Genomic DNA, 22,528 nt, shown 5'->3' with positions numbered 1-22,528 from the left:
AAGGGATAGGCGTGACGTCCTACCCGGCGGTGGGGTCGCGTGGCGCGTAGATCCGCACGGCGCCGGGCCGCATCGTGAGACGGACGGTGACCGTGTCGCCGCTCCCGGCGCCGTCGAGCGCGAGGGTCTCGCCGTCGTGCGCGAGCACCACGGGCGGCGGCCCGGCAGCCTCGGGCGAGGCCCCGCCGTCGGGCACGGGTTTTCCGTCCGGGCCGACCACGGCGCCCCGGGAGGGGAACCGCAGCTCGAGCGTCGGGACGGCCGTCGCGTCGACCACGAGGTGGCGCCGCACGCCGGGCACCCGGCGCGCGACGCGGGTCCCGGTGTCGCCCGCCGCGACCTCGAGGAACGTGCGCAGCCGGCTCGCGCGCCGCTCCGCGCGGGCCGTGCGGACATCGAGGACGCCGTCGTCCAGCCGGCGCCGCTCGACGGGGGCGAGGCTCTGCGGGTAGTAGCGGTTGACACCCGCGAACAACGACCAGTATTCGCCCTCGTGCCCGTCGACCGTCATCCGCACGCGGTGCGCGCGACGCAGGACCCGCGCCGCGGCGAGCACCGCCGCCGGCCACTTGCCGAGGCGGTGCTCGTGCTTCTCGCGCTCCGTGACGAGCTCCGGGTAGACGCCCGCCGAGAAGGTGTTGAGCACGGTTCGCGGCGGGCCGTCGTCCCCGTCGACCTCGAGGTCCGCGACGTCGATCGTCACGCCCGAGCCGGTGCGGACGGCGGCGACGGTCGCGCCCATGGAGGTGAGGTCGGCGGCGCGCGCGAAGTGGTTCAGCGTGCCGCCGGGGAACACCGCGAGCGGGAGGTCGTGCGCGCGGGCCGCAGCCGCGGCGGTGGAGACGGTGCCGTCGCCGCCGCTGATGCCGAGGGCGCGGGCACCGTCCGCGGCCGCGTCGTCGAACAGACGGCGCAGGTCGTCGTCCTCGCTGAGCAGGTGCACGACGGCGCGCGGCAGGCCCTCGCGCAGCGCGACGAGCGGGTCCTCCTTGAGCATGCGCCCCGACCCCGCGGCCGGGTTGACCACGACGAACAGCCCGACCCCGTCGTCGAGCGCGGGGACGACGGCGGGCGGCCCGGCGGGGACGTCCGGGCCGCGCTCGGCCCGGCCGGGCACGAGCGCACGACCCACGAGGGCGACCCCCGCTCCGAGCGCGGCGCCCGCTGCGACGTCCGAGAACCAGTGGGACCCGGTGTGGAGGCGCGAGTACATGACCGCGCCGGCCAGCGGCGCGAGGGCGAGGCCCAGCGTGGGCCACACGGTCGCGACACCCGTGACGAACGCCGCCGCGGACGCCGAGTGGCCGGACGGGAACGACGGCGACGTGGGGGGGTCGGCGAGCCGGCGCCACAGGGGGAGCGGTTCGAGCGAGGGGCGCTCGCCGCCGAACACGGTCTTGCCGACGACGTTCGCCAGGAGGCTCGAGACGAGCAGCGAGCCGAAGCCGCGCAGCGCCGCCTCGCGTCCGCGCCGGCCGGTCGCGGCGACGCCCAGGGCCGTGCCCGCCCACAGCACGCTGTGGTCGGCCACGGTCGAGAGCCGCGACAGCGCGGCGTCCGCGGGGGGGCCGAGCGCGCGACGGTTGGTCCAGTCGTTGACGGCACGATCGAGCCGCGCGATCCCGGGGAACGCCTCGTGCGGCTTGACGATCCCGGTGACGCGCGGCATCCCGCCATCGTAGGAAGCGTCGCGACGGACCGCGCGGCGGCGGTCGTTCTCCGCGAGATCTACCCGACGGGGGTCAGACCCCGGCGCGGCTCGTCTCGCCGCGGAGCACGTCGATGTGGGCCTGCAGCCGCTCCAGCGCGACGGCGACACCCTCGCCCGCGTCGTGGGCGAGGTCCGTCGCGTACCGGAGCTGCGCGGACGCCGCGTCGAGCGCGACCTGCGCGTCCGCCAGCGCGACGGCGGCCCGGCCGTCGGCGGCCTCGTCGCCGTCGGTCGCGCGGTCGAGCGCGGAACGGGCCTCGTCCGTCGCCGCCTGGACGGACTCGACGGCGTCGAGCACGTCGTTGCGGAGCACGGGGTGGAGGGCGGGGAGCTGGGCGTGGACCCGGTCGAGGTCGTCACCGATCGTCTCGGTCTGGACCTGCGCGTCGGCGATGAGCTGCTGGACCTCGGCGGCGGTGGCCGTGGCGCACATCGGGAGCATCATGGCCAGCGCGAGCAGGCTCGCCGCGGCGAACCGGGCAGACGTGCGCGTGCGCTGCGGCGTCGTGGGCTCGCTCGTCCTCGCTGACATGGCACCTAGTCTCCCGGTCGAACCTGAGAAGAGCCAGGGAATCGTGGGCGAATTCATGGAGATTTCGCACACAGCGCACGTGGGCGACACGTCGCCCGACGTCCGGAACGGTCCGCGGCCCCGGCGGGCGCAGAGTCAGACCCGGACGAGGCGCCGGCGTCGTGCGGCGGCGACGCGGGTCCCGATCAGGCCGTGGCGCGGGCTGAACAGGTACGCGAGGGCGAACGCGACGCCCAGCGCGACCACGACCGTGCCGCCCGAGGCCGTGTCGAGGTAGTAGCTCACGTAGATCCCGACGACCCCGCACACCGCCGCGACGAGCGGCGAGATCCAGAGCATCCGCGAGAACCGGTCGGTGAGCAGGTAGGCCGTCGCGCCGGGCGTGATGAGCAGCGCGACCACGAGCACGACCCCGACCGCCTGGAGCGCGACGACGACGGTCAGCGCGAGCAGGCCGAGCAGCAGCGCGCCGAGCCGCCGCGGGGACAGGCCGATCGCGTGCGCGTGCGTCGGGTCGAACGCGTAGAGCGTGAGGTCGCGCCGCTTGAGCACGACGACGGCGAGCGTCACCGCGCCGAGGACCAGCACCTGGAGCAGGTCGGCGCGCGACACCCCGAGGAGGTTGCCGAACAGGATGTGGTTGAGGTCCGTCTGGCTCGGCGTGACGGAGATGAGCACGAGGCCCAGCGCGAACAGCGTCGTGAACACGACCCCGATCGCCGCGTCCTCCTTCACGCGGCTCGTGTCCCGGACCGCGCCGATGAGCAGGACCGCGAGCAGGCCGAACACCAGCGCACCGAGCGCGAACGGCGCCCCCACGACGTACGCGAGCACGACGCCGGGCAGCACGGCGTGCGAGACGGCGTCGCCCATGAGCGACCACCCGACGAGCACGAGCCAGCACGACAGCACGCCGCACACGATCCCGGCGGTGACCGTCACCGCGAGTGCCGTGCGCAGGAACTCGAACGACAGCGGTTCGGTGAGCGGTTCGAGGAGCACGGAGAGGGCGTCGTTCACGGCGCCACCTCCACACCGAACGCGAGCGCGAGGTTCTCGGGCCGCAGGACCTCGTCCGGCGTCGAGTGCAGGAGCACGCGCCGCTGGAGCAGCACCGCCTCGTCCGCGAGCTCGGGCAGGGCGTGCAGGTCGTGGGTCGAGACGAGGACGGTCGCCCCGGCCGCCGCGAGCTCGCGGAGCAGCGCGGTGATCGTGGCCTCGGTGCGCTTGTCGACACCGGCGAACGGCTCGTCGAGCAGGAGGATGGTGGCGCCCTGGGCGAGCCCGCGCGCGACGAACGCTCGCTTGCGCTGCCCGCCGGAGAGCGCGCCGATCTGGCGGTCCGCGAGGTCGGTCAGCTCGACGCGCTCCAGCGCGTGCGCGACGGCCTCCCGGTCGGCGGGGCGCGTGCGCCGCGTGAACCCCTGGTAGCCGTAGCGGCCGGTCATGACGACGTCACGCACGCTCAGCGGGAACGCCCAGTCGACGTCCTCGCTCTGCGGGACGTACCCGACGGCCTGGGCGCGCCGGGCGCGCGCGGGCGGCGCGCCGTCGACCAGGACGGTCCCGCGGTCCGGGCGGACCATGCCCATGACCGCCTTGAACAGCGTCGACTTGCCCGAGCCGTTCATGCCCACGAGCCCGCACACGGTGCCCGGCCCTCCCGCCGACCCCAGGGCGAGGGTCGCGCCGTCGAGCGCGAGCACGTCGCCGTAGTGGACCGTGAGGTCGCGCACGTCGATCGCGGGCGTGACCGACGGCGTCCGCTCGCCCGGCGTCACGCGTCGCCCTCCGCCGTCGTCCCGGCGAGGCCCGCGACGATGGTCTCCGTGTCGTGCCGCAGGAGGTCGAGGTACGTCGGCACGGGGCCGCCGGGCTCCGAGAGCGAGTCGACGTAGAGCGTGCCGCCGAACGCCGCCCCGGACTCCAGCGCCACCTGCCGCATCGCCTTGTCCGAGACGGTGGACTCGCAGAACACCGCCGGGACGTCGTGCTCCTCGACGAACTCGATCGCGCCGACCACGGACCGCGGAGTCGCCTGCTGCTCCGCGTTGACCGCCCACAGGTACTGCTCGGCGAGGCCCGCGTCGCGCGCGAGGTAGGAGAACGCGCCCTCGCACGAGACGAGCGCGCGGTGACCCTCCGGGAGCGCGTCGAGCGCGTCGGTCAGCTCGTCGTGCACCGCGGCGAGCTCGGCCGAGTAGGCCGCGGCGTTCGCCGCGTAGTCGTCCGCGTGCGCCGGGTCGAGCTCGGCGAACGCGTCGGCCATGTTCTGCGCGTAGAGCCGGCCGTTCACGGGCGACATCCACGCGTGCGGGTTGTCCTTGCCGCGGTACTCCTCGGCGGTGTCGTCACCGAGCGCGATCGGGTCGACGCCCTCGCTGACGACGACGTGCGGCACGTCCAGCCCGTCGACGAACCGCCCGAACCACGCCTCGAGGCCCATGCCGTTGTCGAGGATCAGGTCCGCGTCCGCCGCCCTCCGGAGGTCGCCCGGCGTCGGCTCGTAGCCGTGGATCTCTGCGCCCACCTTGGTGATCGACTCGACGCGCAGGTGGTCGCCCGCGACGTTCTGCGCCATGTCCGCGAGCACGGTGAACGTCGTCAGGACGACAGGCCGCCCGTCGTCGACGGTCGCCCCGCCCCCGGCGTCGGTCCCGGCGGAGCACCCCGCGACGGCGAGCGCGGCCACCCCGGCCGCGACGGCCGCACGAACGAGGGATCCTCCGGTCACCCGGGAAGCAAAGTTCGGCACACCGAAGAATCTAGTCCGGACGACCATTGAACGCAACGCCCGCGCCACCCACGAGAGCACCCGACCGCCGAGGTAGAGCCCTGGTAGGCCTCTACCTCGCGCCGAGGCGGCGGCTGACCTCGGTGGCGGCGCGGCCGACGGCGGCGGCGAGCTCGGCGCGGCGGGCGGGCGGCGCGTCGTCGGCCCAGAACGTCAGGGCGATGCCGGCGACGGGGAGGCCGGTGTGGTCCACCGCCGCATGGGCGACGGACGCGAGACCAGGCGTGACCTCGCCGTCCTCCTCGGCCCAGCCGCGCCGTCGGACGCCGCGCAGGATCTCGAGCAGGGCGCTGAGGGACTGCGGTCCGACGCCGGTGCGGTCGGCGAACGCGGCGGCGCTGGGGAACAGTGCGCGGACCTGGGCGGCGGGCAGGCCCGCGAGGACGGCGCGTCCGCTCGCGGTGAGGTGGGCGGGGAGGCGGACGTCGACGTCGGTCACGAGCGTGGGGCGGCGCGGTGCGCGCTGCTCGACGAGGTAGAGGACCTCGCGCCCGTTGAGGACGGCGAGGTGGGCGCTCTCGCCGGTGGACTCGACGAGGCGCGCGACGACGGGCCGCGCGAGCCGGGCGAGCGGCGCCTGGCGCGCGTACGCGGACCCGAGCGCGAGCGACGCCGTGCCGAGCCCGTACCGGTGCTCCTCGGGGAGGTGCGTCACGAACCCCTCGTCGACGAGGACGGACAGCAGGTGGTAGACGGTCGAGCGAGGGAGCCCGAGGCCCTGCGCGACGGCGGCCGCGGGCGACGGGCCGGCCTGCGCGGCGAGGTACGTGAGCACGCGGACGGCCTGGCGCGCGGCGGGGACGTCGCTCGGCATGGAGACCACGGTAGGCGCGTGGCACGATCGAGGCGTGACGACCCTCCCCGACGACCAGCGCCTGCGCGACCTCGCGCGGCTGCGGCGCGTCCGGGACCGGATCGACCGCGAGTACGCGCAGCCCCTCGACGTCGCGGCGCTCGCGGCCGGCGTGCACGTGTCGGCGGGGCACCTGAGCCGCGAGTTCAAGGCCGCGTACGGCGAGTCGGTGTACGCGTACCTCATGACGCGGCGCATCGAGCGCGCGAAGGCGCTGCTGCGTCGCGGCGACCTGAGCGTCACGGACGTCTGCTTCGCGGTCGGGTGCTCGTCGCTCGGGACGTTCAGCACGCGCTTCACCGAGCTCGTCGGCGTGCCGCCGAGCGTCTACCGACGTCGTGCGGCGGAGTCCGACGCCGTGTCCCCGGCGCCCGCGGAGTCCCAGAGGGCCGGGGCGGCCGCGTCGCGCGGCATCGGGGCCGACACACGGGCCGACACAGCGACCGACACCGGGCGGGCGCGTCCGGACGGGACGGGCACCGACCCCGGGGCGGAGCGGCTCGACGGGCTACCGGCGTGCGTCGCGCGACGGGTTACGCGACCGGTCAGGAATCGAGAAGCGCGGGCCGGGCGACGCGCCTAGCGTCGATCCCATGAACCTCACCATCAACTCCAGCTTCCTGCCCCAGACCGACCCCGACGCGTCGCTGGCCTTCTACCGCGACGTCCTCGGCTTCGAGATCCGCAACGACGTCGGGTACGAGGGGATGCGGTGGATCACCGTGGGCCCGGCCGACCAGCCGGACACCGCGATCGTGCTGCACCCGCCGGCCGCGACGCCGGGCCTCAGCGACGACGACAAGCGCGCGCTCCTGGAGATCGTCGCGAAGGGCGCCTACTTCGGCGTGAATCTCGCGACCCCTGACGTCGACGAGACGTTCGCGCGGATCGAGGCGGCGGGCGCAGAGGTCGTGCAGGAGCCGATCGACCAGCCCTACGGCGTCCGCGACTGCGCGTTCCGCGACCCGGCGGGCAACGAGATCCGGATCCAGCAGCGCCGCTGAGGGTCGTCAGACCCGGCCGCTCGACCCCGCGGCCTCGAGGTCGAACGTGAGCGCGAGCGGCCCGAGCTCGGCCGCGACCTGGGAGAACTCGGCGACGAGCGGGGGGATCGGCCCGGCGCGCCGGACGAGCCCCCAGCGCAGCACGGGCCGCTCGTCGAGCGGCACGTAGGCCACGTCCGAGCGCTCGAGGTAGCGGATGCCCTGGGCGCACGCGACGGCGACGCCGTCGCCGGACATGACGCGCCACAGCACCTCCTCGCGCGTCGGGGCGGTGCCGCCGCGGTCGGGCTCGCTGCGGGGGACGGGGCTGACGGCGTCCTCCCAGTAGTCGGGGACGGGCAGCCCGGACGGGAGGACGTTCTCGTCGGCCAGCTCCGCGACGGACACCGACGAGCGCGTGGCGAGCGGGTGCGTCCGCCCGACGGCGAGCACGATCGGCTCGGTGAACGTCACCGGGCCCACGGCGAGGTCCTTCTCCTCGACGGGCAGCCACAGGAGCGCGACGTCGACCTCGCCGTCGCGCAGCAGGCGGAAGGGCTCGTCGATGCGGACCTCGCGCATGCGCAGGTCGACGTGCGGGTTGCGGGCGCGGAACAGCGCCGTGACGGGGGCGAGCTCCTGCCACAGGGGTCCCATGACGCCGAACGTCAGGGTCTCGCGCGCGGCCCGCGCGGTGCTCGCGGCGGACTCGACGCCCTCGAGGATCCGGCGGTACCCGGCCTCGAGGTCGGCGCGGAGCTGCTCCCCGAGGGGCGTGAGCGTGACGCGCCGGCTGGTGCGCTCGAACAGGGGCGCGCCGATCCGGCGCTCCTGCTTGGCGATCGCCTGGCTCACCCGGGGCGCGGACACGTGCAGGCGCTCTGCCGTGCGCCCGAAGTGCAGCTCCTCGGCGAGCGTCAGGAAGATCTCGATGTCGCGCAGCTCCACCTGACGATCGTCGCGTTCGTTAACCCCGCGCGCAACCACCGTTGCGGGATCGGCCGTTGTTCGCGCGGCCCCCCGGCCCGAGCCTGGAAGGGCACGGCGAGAGGCGCCGGGCGCGATCGGGAGGAGACGACCATGGCCGTCGTCAGGACGCACCGGTACACGGTGGAGACGGGCCGGCTGGCCCAGATGCTCGAGCAGCGCAGCGCGCTGATCCAGGGGCTGCGCGCGGCGAACCCCGCGTTCACCGCGGCCACGCTCGTCCGGCTGGAGGACGGGTCGTACCTCGACATCTGGCGGTGGGACTCGGCCGCCGCGATGCAGACGGCGGCGCAGGCCGCGCGCGACGTCCCGCTCGTCGGGGCGACGCTCGGCCTCACCACCGACCACGAGGCGCTCGACGGCGAGGTGCTGGACGAGCGGTGAGGACCGCCGTCGTCCCCGGTCGTCACGGCGGGGACGACGGCCCGGACGGGCGGCCGCGACCGACGCGGCACGCCAGGTAGGGCTGGACCGACTCAGGAGGAGCAGGACGATGAGCACCGAAGGACGGACGACGAACGGCGCGGGCCGCACCCCGGGGACGCCGGGACGGTTCTCGCGCTGGATGCAGCGCCGCTCGAACGCGCGGCTCGTGCGCAAGGTCCGGGGCGGCAAGGCCACGTTCATGGGGATGGACGTCCTCGTGCTGCACACGGTCGGTCGCCGCAGCGGCGCGCCGCGCGAGACGCCGCTCATGTGGCTGCCGGACGAGGGCGACGCCGTCCTCGTCGTGGCCTCGGGAGGCGGCAGCCGCAACCCGGACTGGCACGCCAACCTCGCGGCCCACCCCGACGACGTCGCGATCGAGCTGCCCGGGCGGGCGCCCGTCCCGGCGTCGCCGCACGAGCTCGACGGCGCGGACCGGGAGCGCGCGTGGCAGCGCGTCGCGACGGCGCAGCCGCGGATCGCCAAGTACCAGGGCAAGGCCGAGCGGCAGTACCCGCTCGTGCGGCTGACGCCGCGATGAGTCGCGCCCGCGGGGACGGTCCTGACACGGGGCGGCCGCGCGGCGCGGGAGAGACCACGCGCCGAACCGACCACTGCTCGGGCAGACTTTCACCGGGCTGCGAAGGCCGGGCGGCCGGCGCCGTCGACCGGCCCGTCCACCGGACCAGCGGGGGCCGCGCGACGAGGCACGACGACGAGGAGACACGATGAGCACGGCAACGACGACGCAAACGCAGGCCTCGGTACCCCAGGACCCCGACGCGCACGACGTCATCCGGGTCCAGGGGGCACGGTCGAACAACCTCCAGGACGTGAGCGTCGAGATCCCCAAGCGGCGCCTCACGGTGTTCACGGGGGTCTCCGGCTCCGGCAAGAGCTCGCTCGTGTTCGACACGGTCGCGGCGGAGTCGCAGCGCCTCATCAACGAGACGTACCCGGCGTTCCTGCAGGGGTTCATGCCCACGCTGGACCGCCCCGACGTCGACGTCCTCGAGGGCCTGACCACGGCGATCGTCGTGGACCAGGAGCGCCTGGGCGCGAACCCGCGCTCCACCGTGGGCACGGTGACCGACGCCAACGCGATCCTGCGGGTCCTGTTCAGCCGGTTCGGCGAGCCGCAGGTCGGCCCGCCCACGGCGTTCTCCTTCAACATCCCCGCGCGCAAGGCGAGCGGCATCATGACGTCGGCGACGGGCGAGAAGACGATCGTCCGCAACGCGATCTACCACGGCGGCATGTGCCCGCGGTGCGAGGGGCGCGGCTCCGTCTCCGACCTCGACCTCACGGAGATCTTCGACGACTCGAAGTCCCTGCTCGACGGAGCGATCAAGGTCCCGGGGTACACGGCCGACGGCTGGATGGTGCGCGGGTTCGCCGAGTCCGGGTTCTTCCCGGGCGACCGGCCGGTCCGCGAGTTCACCGAGCAGCAGATGCAGGACTTCCTCTACAAGGAGCCCACCAAGATCAAGGCGATGGGCATCAACGTCACGTACGAGGGCCTGATCCCCAAGATCCAGAAGTCGATGTTCTCCAAGGACGTCGACTCGCTCCAGCCGCACGTCCGGGCGTTCGTCGAACGCGCGGCGACTTTCGCGCCGTGCCCCGACTGCGGCGGGACGCGGCTCTCGGAGTCGGCGCGCTCGTCGAAGATCCGGGGCGTCAACATCGCGGACCTGTGCGCGATGCAGATCACCGACCTCGCCGCGTGGATCCGCGACCTCGACGACCCGAACATGGCGCCCGTCGTCAACGCGCTCGGCGACAACCTCGCGTCGTTCGTCGAGCTCGGGCTGGGCTACCTCAGCCTCGACCGGCCGTCGGGCACGCTCTCGGGCGGCGAGTCGCAGCGCATCAAGATGCTGCGCCACCTGGGCTCGTCGCTCACGGACGTCACCTACGTCTTCGACGAGCCGACCATCGGCCTGCACCCGCACGACATCGACCGCATGAACGGCCTCCTGCTCCAGCTGCGCGACAAGGGCAACACCGTCCTCGTCGTCGAGCACAAGCCGGAGACGATCACGATCGCGGACCACGTCGTCGACCTCGGCCCCGGCGCGGGCACCGCCGGCGGGCACGTGACGTTCGAGGGCACGGTCGACGGGCTCCGGGCGAGCGACACGGTGACCGGCCGCCACCTCGACGACCGGGCGACGCTCAAGGACGCGGTGCGGACGCCGTCGGGCACGCTCGAGGTCCGCGGCGCGGACGCGCACAACCTCCAGGACGTGGACGTCGACATCCCGCTCGGCGTGCTCGTCGTCCTGACCGGGGTGGCGGGGTCGGGCAAGAGCTCGCTCGTCGAGGGGTCGGTGTCGCGGCGCGAGGACGTCGTGACGATCGACCAGGGCGCGGTGCGCGGGTCGCGGCGGAGCAACCCCGCCACCTACACGAGCCTGCTGGAGCCGATCCGCAAGGCGTTCGCGAAGGCCAACGGCGTCAAGCCCGCCCTGTTCAGCGCGAACTCCGAGGGCGCGTGCCCCGAGTGCAAGGGCGCGGGCGTCATCTATACCGAGCTCGGCTTCATGGAGACCGTCTCGACCCCGTGCGAGGACTGCGGTGGCCGCCGCTTCCAGGCCGCTGTGCTCGACTACACGCTCGGCGGGCTGAACATCGCCGACGTGCTGGACCTGCCGGTCTCGAAGGCCCGCGAGTTCTTCTCGTCGGGCGAGGCCAAGGTCCCGGCGGCGAAGGCGATCCTCGAGCGGCTCGACGACGTCGGCCTCGGGTACGTGAGCCTCGGCCAGCCCCTCACGACGCTGTCCGGCGGCGAGCGCCAGCGCCTCAAGCTCGCCACCCACCTGGGCGACAAGGGCGGCGTCATCGTCCTCGACGAGCCGACGACGGGCCTGCACCTCGCCGACGTGCAGAACCTCCTCGGCCTGCTCGACCGGATCGTCGACGCGGGCAAGTCCGTCATCGTGATCGAGCACCACCAGGCGGTCATGGCGCACGCGGACTGGATCATCGACCTCGGCCCGGGCGCCGGCCACGACGGCGGTCGCGTCGTCTTCGAGGGCACCCCGGCCGACCTCGTCGCGGCCCGATCCACCCTCACGGCCGAGCACCTGGCGACGTACGTGAACGCCTGACGCCGAACACGAGGGTGCTGTCGTTATCAGCCCGATAACGACAGCAACCTCGTTCTCGGCCCGGAGCAGGGTCGGGGTCGGTCGGCACCGCTGGAGCGCGAGTCTGGGATACCAGACTGAACCTCGGTCGGCGGCCTGCCCGCACGACGCGCGGCGGTGTGTCCTGGGGGCATGACAGCGACGACGCACTCCCCGGCCGTCCCCGGCGCGACGGCGGCCCTCGCCACGGACCCGGCCCGCGCCGCGCGCGTGGTCGTGGTGGGCGACGGTCCGCTGACGATCGACGACGTGGTCGACGTCGCGCGGCACGGCGCGCGCGTGCGGCTCGCCGACGCCGCGGTCGAGGCGATGGCCGCGAGCCGGGCCGTCGTCGAGGAGCTCGCGGACGACGACCGCCCGCACTACGGCGTCTCGACCGGGTTCGGCGCGCTCGCCCGGCGGCACATCCCGGTCGAGCGGCGCGCGCAGCTCCAGCTCAGCCTCGTGCGGTCGCACGCGGCGGGGTCGGGCCCGGAGGTCGAGCGCGAGGTCGTGCGGGCGCTCCAGCTCCTGCGGCTCGCGACCCTGGCGACCGGGCGGACCGGGGCGCGCCCCGTCGTCGCGCAGACGTACGCCGCGATGCTCGACGCCGGGATCACCCCGGTGGTGCGGGAGTTCGGGTCGCTCGGCTGCTCGGGCGACCTCGCGCCGCTCGCGCACGTGGCGCTCGCCGCGCTCGGCGAGGGCGAGGTCCGGGACGCGACGGGTGCCCTCGCGCCGGCCGCCGACGCGCTCGCCGCCGCCGGGATCTCCCCGCTCGCCCTGCGCGAGAAGGAGGGCCTCGCGCTCATCAACGGCACCGACGGCATGCTCGGCATGCTCGCGCTCGCGCTGCACGACCTGCGGTCCCTGCTCACGACGGCCGACGTCGCGGCGGCGGCGAGCGTCGAGGCGCTGCTCGGCTCGGACGCGCCGTTCGCGGCGGACCTCATCGCTCTGCGCCCGCACCCCGGCCAGGCGGCGTCGGCCGCGAACCTGCGCGCCCTGCTCGACGGCTCGCCCGTCGTGGCGAGCCACCGCACGCTCGACGCCGAGGGGCGACCCGAGTGCACGCGCGTGCAGGACGCGTACTCGCTGCGGTGCGCGCCGCAGGTGCACGGCGCCGCGCGCGACACGCTCGACCACGCGGCCGCCGTCGCGCGCCGGGAGCTCGCGGCGGCGATCGACAACCCGGTCGTCACGGTGGACGGCCGCGTCGAGTCGAACGGGAACTTCCACGGCGCCCCGGTCGCGTACGTGCTCGACTTCCTCGCCATCGTCGCGGCCGACGTCGCGAGCATGAGCGAGCGCCGCACCGACCGGTTCCTCGACAAGGCCCGCAACGAGGGCCTGCCGCCGTTCCTCGCCGACGACCCCGGCGTCGACTCCGGACTCATGATCGCCCAGTACACCGCGGCGGGGATCGTCTCGGAGCTCAAGCGGCTCGCGGTGCCGTCGAGCGTCGACTCGATCCCGTCGTCGGCCATGCAGGAGGACCACGTCTCGATGGGCTGGGCCGGGGCGCGCAAGCTCCGCCGCGCCGTCGACGGCCTCGCGCGCGTCCTCGCGATCGAGCTCCTCACGGCCACGCGCGCCCTCGACCTCCGCTGCACCGCCGACGTGTCAGGCCCAGAGCTGTCAGCACGAGGTCGCGCCATGCCGCGACGATCCGCTGACAGCCCGGAGCGGTCGCTCGCGCCGGCGCGGGGGACCGGGGCCGTGCGGGACCTCGTGCGTACCGTCGTCGACGGTCCCGGCCCGGACCGCTACCTGTCGCCCGACATCGAGGCCGTGACCCACCTCGTCACCACCGGTGCCGTGGCCGCGGCGGCGAGCGGCGCCGTCGGGTACCTGGCCTGACCTCCCGCCCGCCCGACCCCGAAGGAGCGAGACGACCATGACCCACGAGCCCCACCGACTCGGCACCCCCGTCCCGGTCCGCGCGCCGCGCGGCACGACCCTCACCGCGCGGTCGTGGCAGACCGAGGCGCCGCTGCGGATGCTCATGAACAACCTCGACCCGGAGGTCGCGGAGCGTCCCGACGACCTCGTGGTCTACGGCGGCACGGGCCGCGCGGCGCGGGACTGGCCGAGCTACCACGCGATCGTCCGCACGCTCACGACGCTGGCCGACGACGAGACGCTCCTCGTGCAGTCGGGCAAGCCCGTCGGGGTGCTGCGGACGCACGAGTGGGCGCCGCGCGTGCTGCTCGCGAACTCGAACCTCGTGGGGGACTGGGCGACGTGGCCCGAGTTCCGGCGGCTCGAGGCGATGGGCCTGACGATGTACGGGCAGATGACGGCCGGGTCGTGGATCTACATCGGTGCTCAGGGCATCCTCCAGGGCACGTACGAGACGCTCGCCGCGGTCGCGGCGAAGCGGTTCGGAGGCTCGCTCGCCGGGACGCTCACCCTCACCGGGGGGTGCGGCGGCATGGGCGGCGCGCAGCCGCTCGCGGTGACGCTCAACGGCGGGGCGTGCCTCGTGGTCGACGTCGACCGGGCGCGCCTCGACCGCCGGGTCCGGGAGCGGTACCTCGACGTCGTCGCGGACGACCTCGACGCCGCGGTCCGGCTCGTCGAGAACGCGCGGCGCGAGCGCCGGGCGCTGTCGGTGGGGGTCGAGGGGAACAGCGCTGCGGTCGTGCCGGAGCTGCTGCGTCGCGGCGTGGAGATCGACGTCGTGACGGACCAGACGTCCGCGCACGACCCGCTGTCGTACCTCCCGCTCGGGGTGGACGTCGCGGACTGGGCTGACTATGCCGCCGCGAAGCCCGACGAGTTCACCGACCGCGCCCGCGAGTCCATGGCGCGGCACGTCGAGGGCATGGTCGGCTTCCTCGACGCGGGCGCCGAGGTGTTCGACTACGGCAACTCGATCCGCGACGAGGCGCGCCGCGGCGGGTACGACCGCGCGTTCGACTTCCCGGGGTTCGTGCCCGCGTACATCCGGCCCCTCTTCGCGCAGGGCAAGGGCCCGTTCCGGTGGGCCGCGCTGTCCGGCGACCCGCGCGACATCGCCGCGACGGACGCCGCAGTGCTCGACCTGTTCGACGACGACCACCTCCACCGCTGGATCCGCGCCGCCCAGGAGCGGGTCGCCTTCCAGGGCCTGCCCGCGCGCATCTGCTGGCTCGGGCACGGCGAGCGCGACCGCGCGGGCCTGGCGTTCAACGACCTCGTGGCGTCGGGCGCGGTGCGCGCGCCGGTCGTCATCGGCCGTGACCACCTCGACGCCGGGTCCGTCGCGTCCCCGTACCGCGAGACGGAGGCCATGGCCGACGGCTCCGACGCGATCGCCGACTGGCCGCTGCTCAACGCCCTGACCGCCGCGTCGTCGGGCGCGACGTGGGTGTCGATCCACCACGGCGGCGGCGTCGGCATGGGCCGCTCGATCCACGCCGGCCAGGTGTCCGTCGCGGACGGCACGCCGCTCGCCGCGGCCAAGCTCGCGCGCGTGCTGTCGAACGACCCTGGCCTCGGCGTGCTGCGCCACGTCGACGCGGGCTACGACGACGCGATGGCCACGGCCGAGCGGAACGGCCTCCGCGTCCCGACGCGGGAGTCGTGATGGAGCGTCGGCCGACGGGTCACCCCCCGCTGCCGAACCCGGGGTTACCGGTCAGTTCACCGCCCTGGTGGCCCGCAACCCCGGGTTCGGCAGCCGCACGGTGGCCGGAAACCCCGGGTTCGACCGGTGGGTCGACGCTCCTCGTCGGGATCGGGGAGCTGACGACCAACGTACCCGGCGGGCCGGGGACGCGTGACGGCGACCCGACCGGCCTCGTGACGGACGCGGTCGTGCTGCTCGACGGCGGCCGGGTCGCCTGGGCAGGGCCGGCCCGGGAGGCGCGGGACGCCGTCGGGCACGCGCTGGGCGGGCGCGAGCCCGACGTCACCGTCGACGCGGGCGGGCGTGCCGTGCTCCCGGGTTTCGTCGACTCGCACACGCACCTCGTGTTCGCGGGCGACCGTGCCGCCGAGTTCGAGGCGCGCATGGACGGGCGCCCGTACGAGGCGGGAGGCATCCGGTCGACCGTCGCGGCGACGCGCGCGGCGTCCGACGACGTCCTCCGCGCGGGCCTTGCGCGGCACCTCGACGAGGCGGCCCGGCAGGGTACGACCACGGTCGAGGTGAAGAGCGGATACGGGCTCACGGTCGCGGACGAGGCGCGCGCCGTGCGGCTCGCGCGCGAGGTCACCCCGGAGGTGACGTTCCTCGGGGCGCACGTCGTGCCGGTGGAGTACGCGGGCCGGGCCGACGCCTACGTCGACCTGGTGTGCGGCGAGATGCTCGCCGCGTGCGCGCCCCACGCGCGGTGGGTCGACGTGTTCTGCGAGACCGGCGCGTTCACGCCCGACCAGTCGCACCGCGTCCTGGAGGCCGGGGCCGCGGCGGGCCTCGGCGTGCGCGTGCACGCCAACCAGCTCGGGCCGGGGGAGGGGGTGCGCCTCGCCGTCGGGCTCGGCGCCGCCGCGGTGGACCACTGCACCTACCTCGCCGACGACGACGTCGTGGCGCTCGCGGGCTCGTGGTCGGGGGCCGCCGCGGCCCCGGCGCCCAGGAGCGGGGCGGAGTCGGGAGCGGTCGCCGGGACCGTGGCGACCCTGCTCCCGGGGGTCGAGTTCTCCACGCGCCAGCCCTACCCCGACGCGCAGCGCCTCCTCGACGCGGGCGCCGTCGTCGCGCTCGCGAGCGACTGCAACCCCGGGTCGAGCTACACGTCGTCGATGGCGCTGTGCGTCGCGCTCGCGGTCCGCGAGATGCGCATGACGGTCGCCGAGGCCGTCTGGTCCGCGACCGCGGGCGGCGCCCTCGCGCTGCGTCGCGACGACGTCGGGCACCTCGCCCCCGGCGCGCGGGCCGACGTCGTGCTGCTCGACGCCCCGAGCCGCGTCCACCTCGCCTACCGCCCGGGCGTCCCGCTCGTCGCGGCGGTCTGGCGGAACGGCGTCGGCCTCCCGCCGAGATAGAGCGTCCGGTCGCGAGATAGAGCCCGCCGCGTTCTACGTCGCGACCGGACGCTCTACCTCGCGGAGGGCGAGGCCGGCGGCGAGCTCCAGGACGCAGAGGGCGGCGAGGCGGACGGTGCGGCCGTCCGGGGCGTCGGCGGTGGCGTCGACCTCGACGACGTCGGCGGACCGCACGCGGTCGTCACGGGCCGCCGCGCGGACCAGGGCGCGGAGCTCCCACGCCGCGATGCCGCCGGGGACGCTCGCCGGGCACCCGGGGGCGACGGACCGGTCGCACACGTCGACGTCGACGTCGAGGTGCACCGGCCCGCCCGCGGAACCGGCGATCTCGAGCGCTGCCCGCATCACGTCCTCCGGGCCGCGCCGGCGCAGCTCGTCGACGTGCACGACGGTGATCCCGAGCTCGACCGCCCGGCGCGCGTACTCGGCGGAGTTCGCGAAGTCCGCGATCCCGACCTGCACGACCCGCGCCGGGTCGAGCCCTGCCTCGACCAGCCGCCGCACGGGCGACCCGTTCGAGACACCGTCACGCAGGTCGTGGTGGGCGTCGAGGGTGACGAGTCCCGCGGTGGCGAGGTCGTCACCCCACGCGCCGAGCGCCGTCGCGACGGTCACGGAGTTGTCGCCGCCGAGCGCGACGAGCAGGCGCGCGCGCTCCAGGGCGGCGCTGACCGCCGTGCGCGTCCGTGTCTCGCCCTCCGCGCCGTCCGGCTCGTCGATGTCGCCGAGGTCCGCGAACGCGAGGTCCGCGAGGTCGTCGGGCCGGGCCCGGCCCGACGCCGCCCCTCGCCCGGTCGCGGCGGCCCCGGTCGTGTCCGCCCCGGTCCCGGCAGCCCCGGTCGCGTCCGGCCCGGTCGTAGCGGCGGGCCGCACGCGGGCGGAGGGCCCGCCGTCGGGCAGGGGACGGTCGGGAGCGAGGGCGGGGCTGAACCGGCGCAGCGCGTCGCGCACGGCGGCGGGCGTCGCGTGCGCGCCGGTGGGGGAGAGCGACGTGCGCCAGGCCGGGACGCCGAGGATCGCGACGTCGACGTGGGCGTCCCCGCCGGGCGGGGGCCAGTCGCCCGCCCGGGGCCAGGACGGGTCGTGGGACAGGGGCTGCGCGGCGCTGCTCACACCGCGACCGTAGCAACGCCCCGGACCGGACGAGCGGCGCGCGTCAGGACGCGAGGGTCCCGAGGAGCGTCGCCAGCCCGAACCCGGACTGCCGAGCGACTGGCCAGCGCACGACTCCACTTGTGCATAGCAAGCGCGCATAACAAAGATCCACGACATGCATCTTTCGACTAAACATCGACAAAAGTAGATCCCGAAGGTACGGTCGGGTTTCGTCGGCCGACTCGGGCATCCCCGGTCGGTCGCACGTGCAGCCTCAGCGTCGAGTGCTCGCATGCGTCGACCGGCGCGAGCCACGGAGGAGCGCGGCCAGAGACCCTGTGCCCCGCCCTCACGGTGCAGGGCTGCTTGCTTCCCCCAGTGCGTCGAGGAGGACGTTGTGCACAGATTTTCCCCAGGCCACCGCAGGTGGTCCCGATACGTCGCTGCGGCGGTCTCAGCCGCGGTGCTGGTACCGCTGACGGTCAGCGGCGCCTATGCCCACCCCGGGCACGAGGAAGGCGGCGACACCGCCGCCGCAGCAGCGCTCGACTGGAACAACTACGAGAAGGTGCTGCTCAGCAAGGACACGGGCGAGCCGATCGACCTCGCCGTCCTGCCCGACTCGCGCGTCCTGCACACGGCCCGTGACGGCGTCGTGCGACTCACGGACCCGACGACGGGTCTGACGAGCCAGATCGCGCAGCTCGACGTCTACAAGAACTCGGAGGACGGCCTCCAGGGGATCTCCCTGGACCCGGGCTTCGAGGAGAACCACTTCGTCTACATGGTGTACGCGCCCCGGGTGATGTCGGGCACGTCGCCGTCCGGGGTCGACTACCCGGAGACGACGCCGAGCGGCAGCGCGCCGAACTCCCTGCCGGCCGGCGCGGACGACTCCTACTGGGACCAGTGGCTGGGCTACAACGTCCTGTCGCGGTTCACCTGGGACCCGGCGACCGCCGCGATCGACCTGTCCACCGAGCGCGAGATCATCAAGGTCGACGCGCAGCGCGGGCAGTGCTGCCACGTCGGTGCGGACATCGCGTGGGACGAGGACGGGAACCTGTTCCTCTCCACCGGTGACAACACGCCGGCGAGCGCGCCGGGTGCGGCGGGGTATGCGCCGAACAACAACGCTCCCGGCATGAACCCCGGCTTCGACGACCGCCGCGGCGCCGGCAGCACCAACGACCTGCGCGGCAAGATCCTGCGGATCAACCCGATCGAGGACCTCGCCGCAGACACCGAGGTGGGCCCGGGGAGCACGTACACGATCCCCGAGGGCAACCTTTTCGACGACCCGCAGTACGACGACGTCCGCGACCTCGTGCGCGACGAGACGTACGTCATGGGCCTGCGCAACCCGTTCCGCATCGACTACGACGCTCAGTCCGGCGCGCTGGTGTGGGGCGACTACGGCCCCGACGCAGCCACCGCGAACCCCGACCGTGGCCCCATGGGCTACGTCGAGTGGAACCTGACGACCGAGCCGATGAACGGCGGCTGGCCGTACTGCCACGGTCCCAACGCGAACTACAACGAGTGGGACTACGCGACGTCGACGCCGGGCGAGTTCTTCGACTGCGAGGCCGGCGCCGAGAACAACTCGACGTGGAACACCGGCCTGGACGTCCTGCCGCCCGCGACCGCGCCGCAGGTCTACTACGGGGACAACCCCGGCGACCAGCCCGAGCTGCTCGACCCGCTGACCGAGTGGGGCGGCGGCGGCCAGGCCCCCATGGGCGGCCCGATCTTCCGCTCGGCCGACTACGCGGACGCACCGGGCAAGTTCCCCGCGTACTGGGACGGCAAGCCGTTCATGGCGGAGTTCTCCCAGGACTACGTCGCCGCGTTCACGCTCGACGAGCTGAGCAGCGCCGGCGTGGTGACGGCCGTGGAGGACTTCCTGCCGAACGCGCACCTCACGAGCGCCGCACAGCCCATCTGGGACAACGTCATGGACTTCGAGTTCGGTCCGGACGGCAACCTGTACGTGCTGGAGTACGGTGACGGCTTCTTCCGCCAGAACCCGGACGCCGGCCTGTACCGCGTGTCCTACAGCGAGGGCAACCAGCACCCGCAGGCATCATTCACCGCGAGCGCGATCTCGAGCAGCGAGGCTCCGCTCGAGGTCACCTTCGACGCCTCGCGGTCGAGCGACCCCGAGGGTGCGGAGCTCACCTACGAGTGGGACTTCGACGGTGACGGTCAGACCGACGCCACCGGCGTGAGGGTCACGCACGAGTACACCGAGCTCGGGCAGTTCAACGTCATCCTGCGGGTCACGGACCCGGAGGGTCTGTTCACGCTCTCGACGAAGCAGATCACGGTCGGCAACACGGCACCCGAGATCAGCGTCGACGTCGCGGACGGGGCGATCTTCAACTGGGGCGACAAGATCGACCTGGGCGTCTCCGTCCACGACGCCGAGGACGGCGACCAGGTCACGTGCACCGACGTGAAGTTCACGTTCGGCCTCGGGCACAACACCCACGCCCACCCGGAGGTCACCGGGTCGGCGGCCGCGACGGCCGACGGGTGCGGTATCACGATCCAGACCAACGCGGACGCCGTGGAGCACGGCGAGGGCGAGAAGATCTTCGGCACCCTCGTCGTCACCTACAAGGACAAGGCGCAGGGCGACGTCCCGGCCACGACCGGTGAGCTCACGCGCATCTTCAAGCCCGAGGAGCAGCAGGCCGAGTGGTACGACGAGGCCGAGGGCATCGAGGTCGTCGTCGACGAGACCGCCGACGCCGGTGGCTACGTCACGTCCCTCGACGCGGGCGACTCGTTCGCGTACGAGCCCGTGGCCTTCGAGCACGCCCCGTCGGGCGACGCCATCAACCGCGTGACCGTCCTCGGTCGCGGCGAGGGCACCGTCACGCTGGGCTGGGAGGGCGCCGACGGCACGGCCGACGAGTCGCTCGCCGAGCTCCGCTTCGCCAGCGAGGGCTGGACCGACGTCACCCGGACGCTCACCAGCGTGCCGGAGGGCTCGGGCAAGGTCGTCGTGACGAGCACGGGCGGCGTCGACGTCGACAACGTCTTCTTCGGCAAGTCCGTCATCATCCCGGCGGAGCAGGTGTCGATCCAGATGTTCTCGCTCATCCCGTGGGTGGGTGCGGACGGCCAGGAGGCGGTGCTCCAGCGTCTCGGCGAGATCGGGCTCCAGAACATCGAGCCCTTCGGCGGCAACTACTCCGGGCTGACGGGTCAGGAGTTCCACGACATGGCGGAGGCGGCAGGCCTGAAGGCCCCGTCCTCGCACTACAACGTGGGTGAGGGCGACTTCGACCAGACCCTGGAGTACGTGGGCGCGGTCGGCCAGCAGTACGTGGGCTCGGGCGGCTTCCCCGCCCCGGGGATCGGCACGTACGAGAACACGCTGGCCACGGCCGAGGCGATGAACCGTCTCGGTGAGCGGGCTGTGGCTGCCGGCTTCGAGAAGTTCTTCGGCCACAACCACGACAGCGAGTTCCGGACGAAGTACGTGCACGACGGTGTCGAGATGTCCGCGTGGGAGATCCTCGTGGCCGAGACCAACCCCGAGTACGTGACGTTCGAGGTCGATGTCGCGTGGGCCGCCCACGCCGGGGTCGACGTCCCCGCGCTGCTCGCGCAGTACGGCGACCGGATCGAGCTCCTGCACATCAAGGACGCGGTCAACCTCAACGCCGGTGGCCGTCCGACGTTCACCAACCTCGGTGACGGCGACGTGCCGCTCCAGGAGATCCTGGCTGCCGCGAAGGAGGCCGGAGTCGTGTACTACGTCATGGAGTACGACATGGCCGCCGACGGCGAGTCCTTCGCGACGACCGGGTTCGAGTACCTCACCGGTGAGGCCGCGGGCGGCTCGGAGGAGCCGACCGAGCCGGTCACCATCCCGGTGGAGAAGGTCTCGATGCAGCTGTTCTCGCTCAGCTCGTGGAGCCGCCAGATCGGCTGGGAGGGCGTCTACGACCGCCTGGGCGAGATCGGCTTCGAGAACGTCGAGCCCTTCGGGTCGAACTACTCCGGCCTCACGGCGGAGCAGGCTCGTGCCCAGTTCGACGCTGCCGGTCTCCGTGTCCCGTCCTCGCACTACACCGTGAACGAGGGCACCTTCGACGCGACGCTCGCGTACGTCAAGACGATGGGTCAGGAGTATGTGGGCTCGGGTGGCTTCCCGGCCCCGGGGATCGGTGGTGGCCTGGAGAACGTGCTGGCCACGGCCGAGGCGATGGACCGTCTCGGTGAGCGATCGGTCGCGAACGGCACCGGCAAGCTGTTCGGTCACAACCACGACCAGGAGTTCAACACCCAGTACGAGTACAACGGTGTGCTGACCTCCGCGTGGGAGATCCTCGTGGCGGAGACGAACCCCGAGTTCGTCGCGTTCGAGCTGGACACGGCCTGGGCGGCGAACGCCGGCGTGGACGTCCCGGCGCTGATCGACGAGCACGCGGACCGCATCGAGCTCCTGCACATCAAGGACGCGACGAACCTCAACCAGGGTGGGCGTCCGACGTTCACCAACCTCGGTGAGGGTGACATGCCGCTGCAGGAGATCCTGCGGGCCGGTCTCGACGCGGACGTGGCGTACTTCGTCATGGAGTACGACGGCTCGCCGGCGAACGACGTGTTCTCCGTCGAGGGCTTCGAGTACCTCACCGGCCTCGAGGCCGGTGCGGACACCCCGGAGGTCGACGTGACGGTCGAGCCGCGCTGCCTGGCCGGCAAGGTCTACGTCGCGGTGCGCGCGCTCAACGCGGACGACTCCGCGCTGGACGTCGCGATCGAGACGCCGTTCGGCAGCAAGACCTTCGCGGACGTGGCCCCGGGCAAGAACGCCTACCAGTCGTTCAGCACCCGTGCCACGGAGATCGAGGCCGGCGAGGTGACCGTCACCGTGACGGATGCCGACGGCGGCACCGAGACGGTCACGGCCGAGTACGCCGCGCGGTCGTGCGGCTGACGTGACCCGAGCGCCGGGTGAGACGGGGGTCCGACACCGTCTCGCCCGGCGTCACCGGGGCGCCACGTGGGGCGGCGGCCGATGC

16 protein-coding genes and 1 pseudogene are annotated in these 22,528 nt (G+C 73.7%); 9 read left to right on the top strand and 8 right to left on the bottom strand.

The annotated features are described in order from the left end of the window. Positions 1 to 19: 19 nt before the first annotated feature. The 6 genes from JOE63_RS00415 to JOE63_RS00390 form a co-directional block, all read right to left on the bottom strand. Positions 20 to 1,669, bottom strand: coding sequence for a bifunctional phosphatase PAP2/diacylglycerol kinase family protein (locus JOE63_RS00415; protein ID WP_204538220.1), 1,650 nt, complete (start codon positions 1,667 to 1,669; stop codon positions 20 to 22). Between the two features lie 73 nt (positions 1,670 to 1,742). Beyond that, positions 1,743 to 2,243, bottom strand: coding sequence for a hypothetical protein (locus tag JOE63_RS00410; RefSeq protein ID WP_087470265.1), 501 nt, complete (start codon positions 2,241 to 2,243; stop codon positions 1,743 to 1,745). A 135-nt stretch (positions 2,244 to 2,378) separates the two neighbouring features. Beyond that, positions 2,379 to 3,263 (bottom strand): metal ABC transporter permease, encoded by an 885-nt coding sequence (locus tag JOE63_RS00405; protein ID WP_244286304.1) that lies wholly within the window; start codon positions 3,261 to 3,263, stop codon positions 2,379 to 2,381. Then, a complete protein-coding gene (locus JOE63_RS00400) occupies positions 3,260 to 4,024 on the bottom strand; it encodes a metal ABC transporter ATP-binding protein (RefSeq protein ID WP_204538217.1) in 765 nt (254 codons plus the stop codon). Before JOE63_RS00400 ends, JOE63_RS00405 begins: the two co-directional genes overlap by 4 nt. Then, positions 4,021 to 4,998, bottom strand: a complete 978-nt coding sequence (locus JOE63_RS00395; protein WP_374058974.1) for a metal ABC transporter substrate-binding protein — start codon at positions 4,996 to 4,998, stop codon at positions 4,021 to 4,023. Before JOE63_RS00395 ends, JOE63_RS00400 begins: the two co-directional genes overlap by 4 nt. Before the next feature lie 91 nt (positions 4,999 to 5,089). Next, a complete protein-coding gene (locus JOE63_RS00390) occupies positions 5,090 to 5,851 on the bottom strand; it encodes an IclR family transcriptional regulator (RefSeq protein ID WP_204538213.1) in 762 nt (253 codons plus the stop codon). On the opposite strand from JOE63_RS00390, the pseudogene JOE63_RS00385 reads away from it, so the two are divergent. Together JOE63_RS00385 and JOE63_RS00380 are read left to right on the top strand one after the other, a co-directional pair. Further along, a pseudogene (locus JOE63_RS00385) lies at positions 5,850 to 6,242 on the top strand (helix-turn-helix transcriptional regulator); the annotation flags it as partial. The gene JOE63_RS00390 and the pseudogene JOE63_RS00385 sit on opposite strands and share 2 nt — an antisense overlap. Before the next feature lie 241 nt (positions 6,243 to 6,483). Next, on the top strand, positions 6,484 to 6,894 hold the full coding sequence (locus JOE63_RS00380) for a VOC family protein (protein WP_087470262.1): 411 nt from the start codon (positions 6,484 to 6,486) through the stop codon (positions 6,892 to 6,894). A gap of 6 nt (positions 6,895 to 6,900) precedes the next feature. Here the strand turns inward: JOE63_RS00380 and JOE63_RS00375 are convergent, their stop codons facing one another. Next, positions 6,901 to 7,821: a LysR family transcriptional regulator gene (locus tag JOE63_RS00375; RefSeq protein WP_204538211.1), complete on the bottom strand. Its 921-nt coding sequence runs from the start codon at positions 7,819 to 7,821 to the stop codon at positions 6,901 to 6,903. A gap of 132 nt (positions 7,822 to 7,953) precedes the next feature. Here JOE63_RS00375 and JOE63_RS00370 point away from each other — a divergent pair, with 132 nt between their 5' ends. The 6 genes from JOE63_RS00370 (at position 7,954) to hutI (ending at position 16,391) form a co-directional block, all read left to right on the top strand. Beyond that, positions 7,954 to 8,244 (top strand): hypothetical protein, encoded by a 291-nt coding sequence (locus JOE63_RS00370; protein WP_047231033.1) that lies wholly within the window; start codon positions 7,954 to 7,956, stop codon positions 8,242 to 8,244. A gap of 109 nt (positions 8,245 to 8,353) precedes the next feature. Beyond that, complete coding sequence (locus JOE63_RS00365) at positions 8,354 to 8,827, top strand: nitroreductase family deazaflavin-dependent oxidoreductase (protein ID WP_087470260.1); 474 nt, start codon at positions 8,354 to 8,356, stop codon at positions 8,825 to 8,827. Between the two features lie 187 nt (positions 8,828 to 9,014). Then, the gene (locus JOE63_RS00360) at positions 9,015 to 11,399 is read left to right on the top strand and encodes an ATP-binding cassette domain-containing protein (protein ID WP_204538208.1); all 2,385 of its coding nucleotides are present in this window, start codon (positions 9,015 to 9,017) and stop codon (positions 11,397 to 11,399) included. 171 nt (positions 11,400 to 11,570) lie between these two features. Further along, positions 11,571 to 13,277 (top strand): histidine ammonia-lyase, encoded by a 1,707-nt coding sequence (hutH, locus tag JOE63_RS00355; RefSeq protein WP_204538205.1) that lies wholly within the window; start codon positions 11,571 to 11,573, stop codon positions 13,275 to 13,277. Between the two features lie 37 nt (positions 13,278 to 13,314). Further along, positions 13,315 to 14,988: a urocanate hydratase gene (gene hutU / locus JOE63_RS00350; protein ID WP_204538202.1), complete on the top strand. Its 1,674-nt coding sequence runs from the start codon at positions 13,315 to 13,317 to the stop codon at positions 14,986 to 14,988. Positions 14,989 to 15,203: 215 nt separating this feature from the next. Continuing rightward, positions 15,204 to 16,391: an imidazolonepropionase gene (gene hutI, locus JOE63_RS00345; RefSeq protein WP_374058973.1), complete on the top strand. Its 1,188-nt coding sequence runs from the start codon at positions 15,204 to 15,206 to the stop codon at positions 16,389 to 16,391. A gap of 33 nt (positions 16,392 to 16,424) precedes the next feature. Here hutI and JOE63_RS00340 read toward each other — a convergent pair whose 3' ends face one another. Next, entirely contained in the window at positions 16,425 to 17,504 is a 1,080-nt protein-coding gene (locus tag JOE63_RS00340) for an arginase family protein (RefSeq protein ID WP_374058972.1), read from the bottom strand. 445 nt (positions 17,505 to 17,949) lie between these two features. On the opposite strand from JOE63_RS00340, the gene JOE63_RS00335 reads away from it, so the two are divergent. Continuing rightward, a complete protein-coding gene (locus JOE63_RS00335; protein WP_204538195.1) occupies positions 17,950 to 22,443 on the top strand; it encodes a PQQ-dependent sugar dehydrogenase in 4,494 nt (1,497 codons plus the stop codon). The last annotated feature ends 85 nt before the right edge of the window (positions 22,444 to 22,528 follow it).

Source organism: Cellulosimicrobium cellulans (assembly GCF_016907755.1).
GTDB classification, from domain to species: Bacteria; Actinomycetota; Actinomycetes; order Actinomycetales; family Cellulomonadaceae; genus Cellulosimicrobium; species Cellulosimicrobium cellulans_D.
This window is presented reverse-complemented; position numbering and strand designations above follow the sequence as displayed.

Excerpts from the sequence above, each read along its gene's own strand:
- JOE63_RS00415 (WP_204538220.1), bottom strand. The coding sequence starts at position 1,669 with ATGCCGCGCGTCACCGGGATCGTCAAGCCGCACGAGGCGTTCCCCGGG.
- JOE63_RS00360 (WP_204538208.1), top strand. The coding sequence starts at position 9,015 with ATGAGCACGGCAACGACGACGCAAACGCAGGCCTCGGTACCCCAGGAC.
- JOE63_RS00390 (WP_204538213.1), bottom strand. The coding sequence starts at position 5,851 with ATGCCGAGCGACGTCCCCGCCGCGCGCCAGGCCGTCCGCGTGCTCACG.
- JOE63_RS00380 (WP_087470262.1), top strand. The coding sequence starts at position 6,484 with ATGAACCTCACCATCAACTCCAGCTTCCTGCCCCAGACCGACCCCGAC.
- hutU (WP_204538202.1), top strand. The coding sequence starts at position 13,315 with ATGACCCACGAGCCCCACCGACTCGGCACCCCCGTCCCGGTCCGCGCG.
- JOE63_RS00410 (WP_087470265.1), bottom strand. The coding sequence starts at position 2,243 with ATGTCAGCGAGGACGAGCGAGCCCACGACGCCGCAGCGCACGCGCACG.
- JOE63_RS00365 (WP_087470260.1), top strand. The coding sequence starts at position 8,354 with ATGAGCACCGAAGGACGGACGACGAACGGCGCGGGCCGCACCCCGGGG.
- hutH (WP_204538205.1), top strand. The coding sequence starts at position 11,571 with ATGACAGCGACGACGCACTCCCCGGCCGTCCCCGGCGCGACGGCGGCC.
- JOE63_RS00370 (WP_047231033.1), top strand. The coding sequence starts at position 7,954 with ATGGCCGTCGTCAGGACGCACCGGTACACGGTGGAGACGGGCCGGCTG.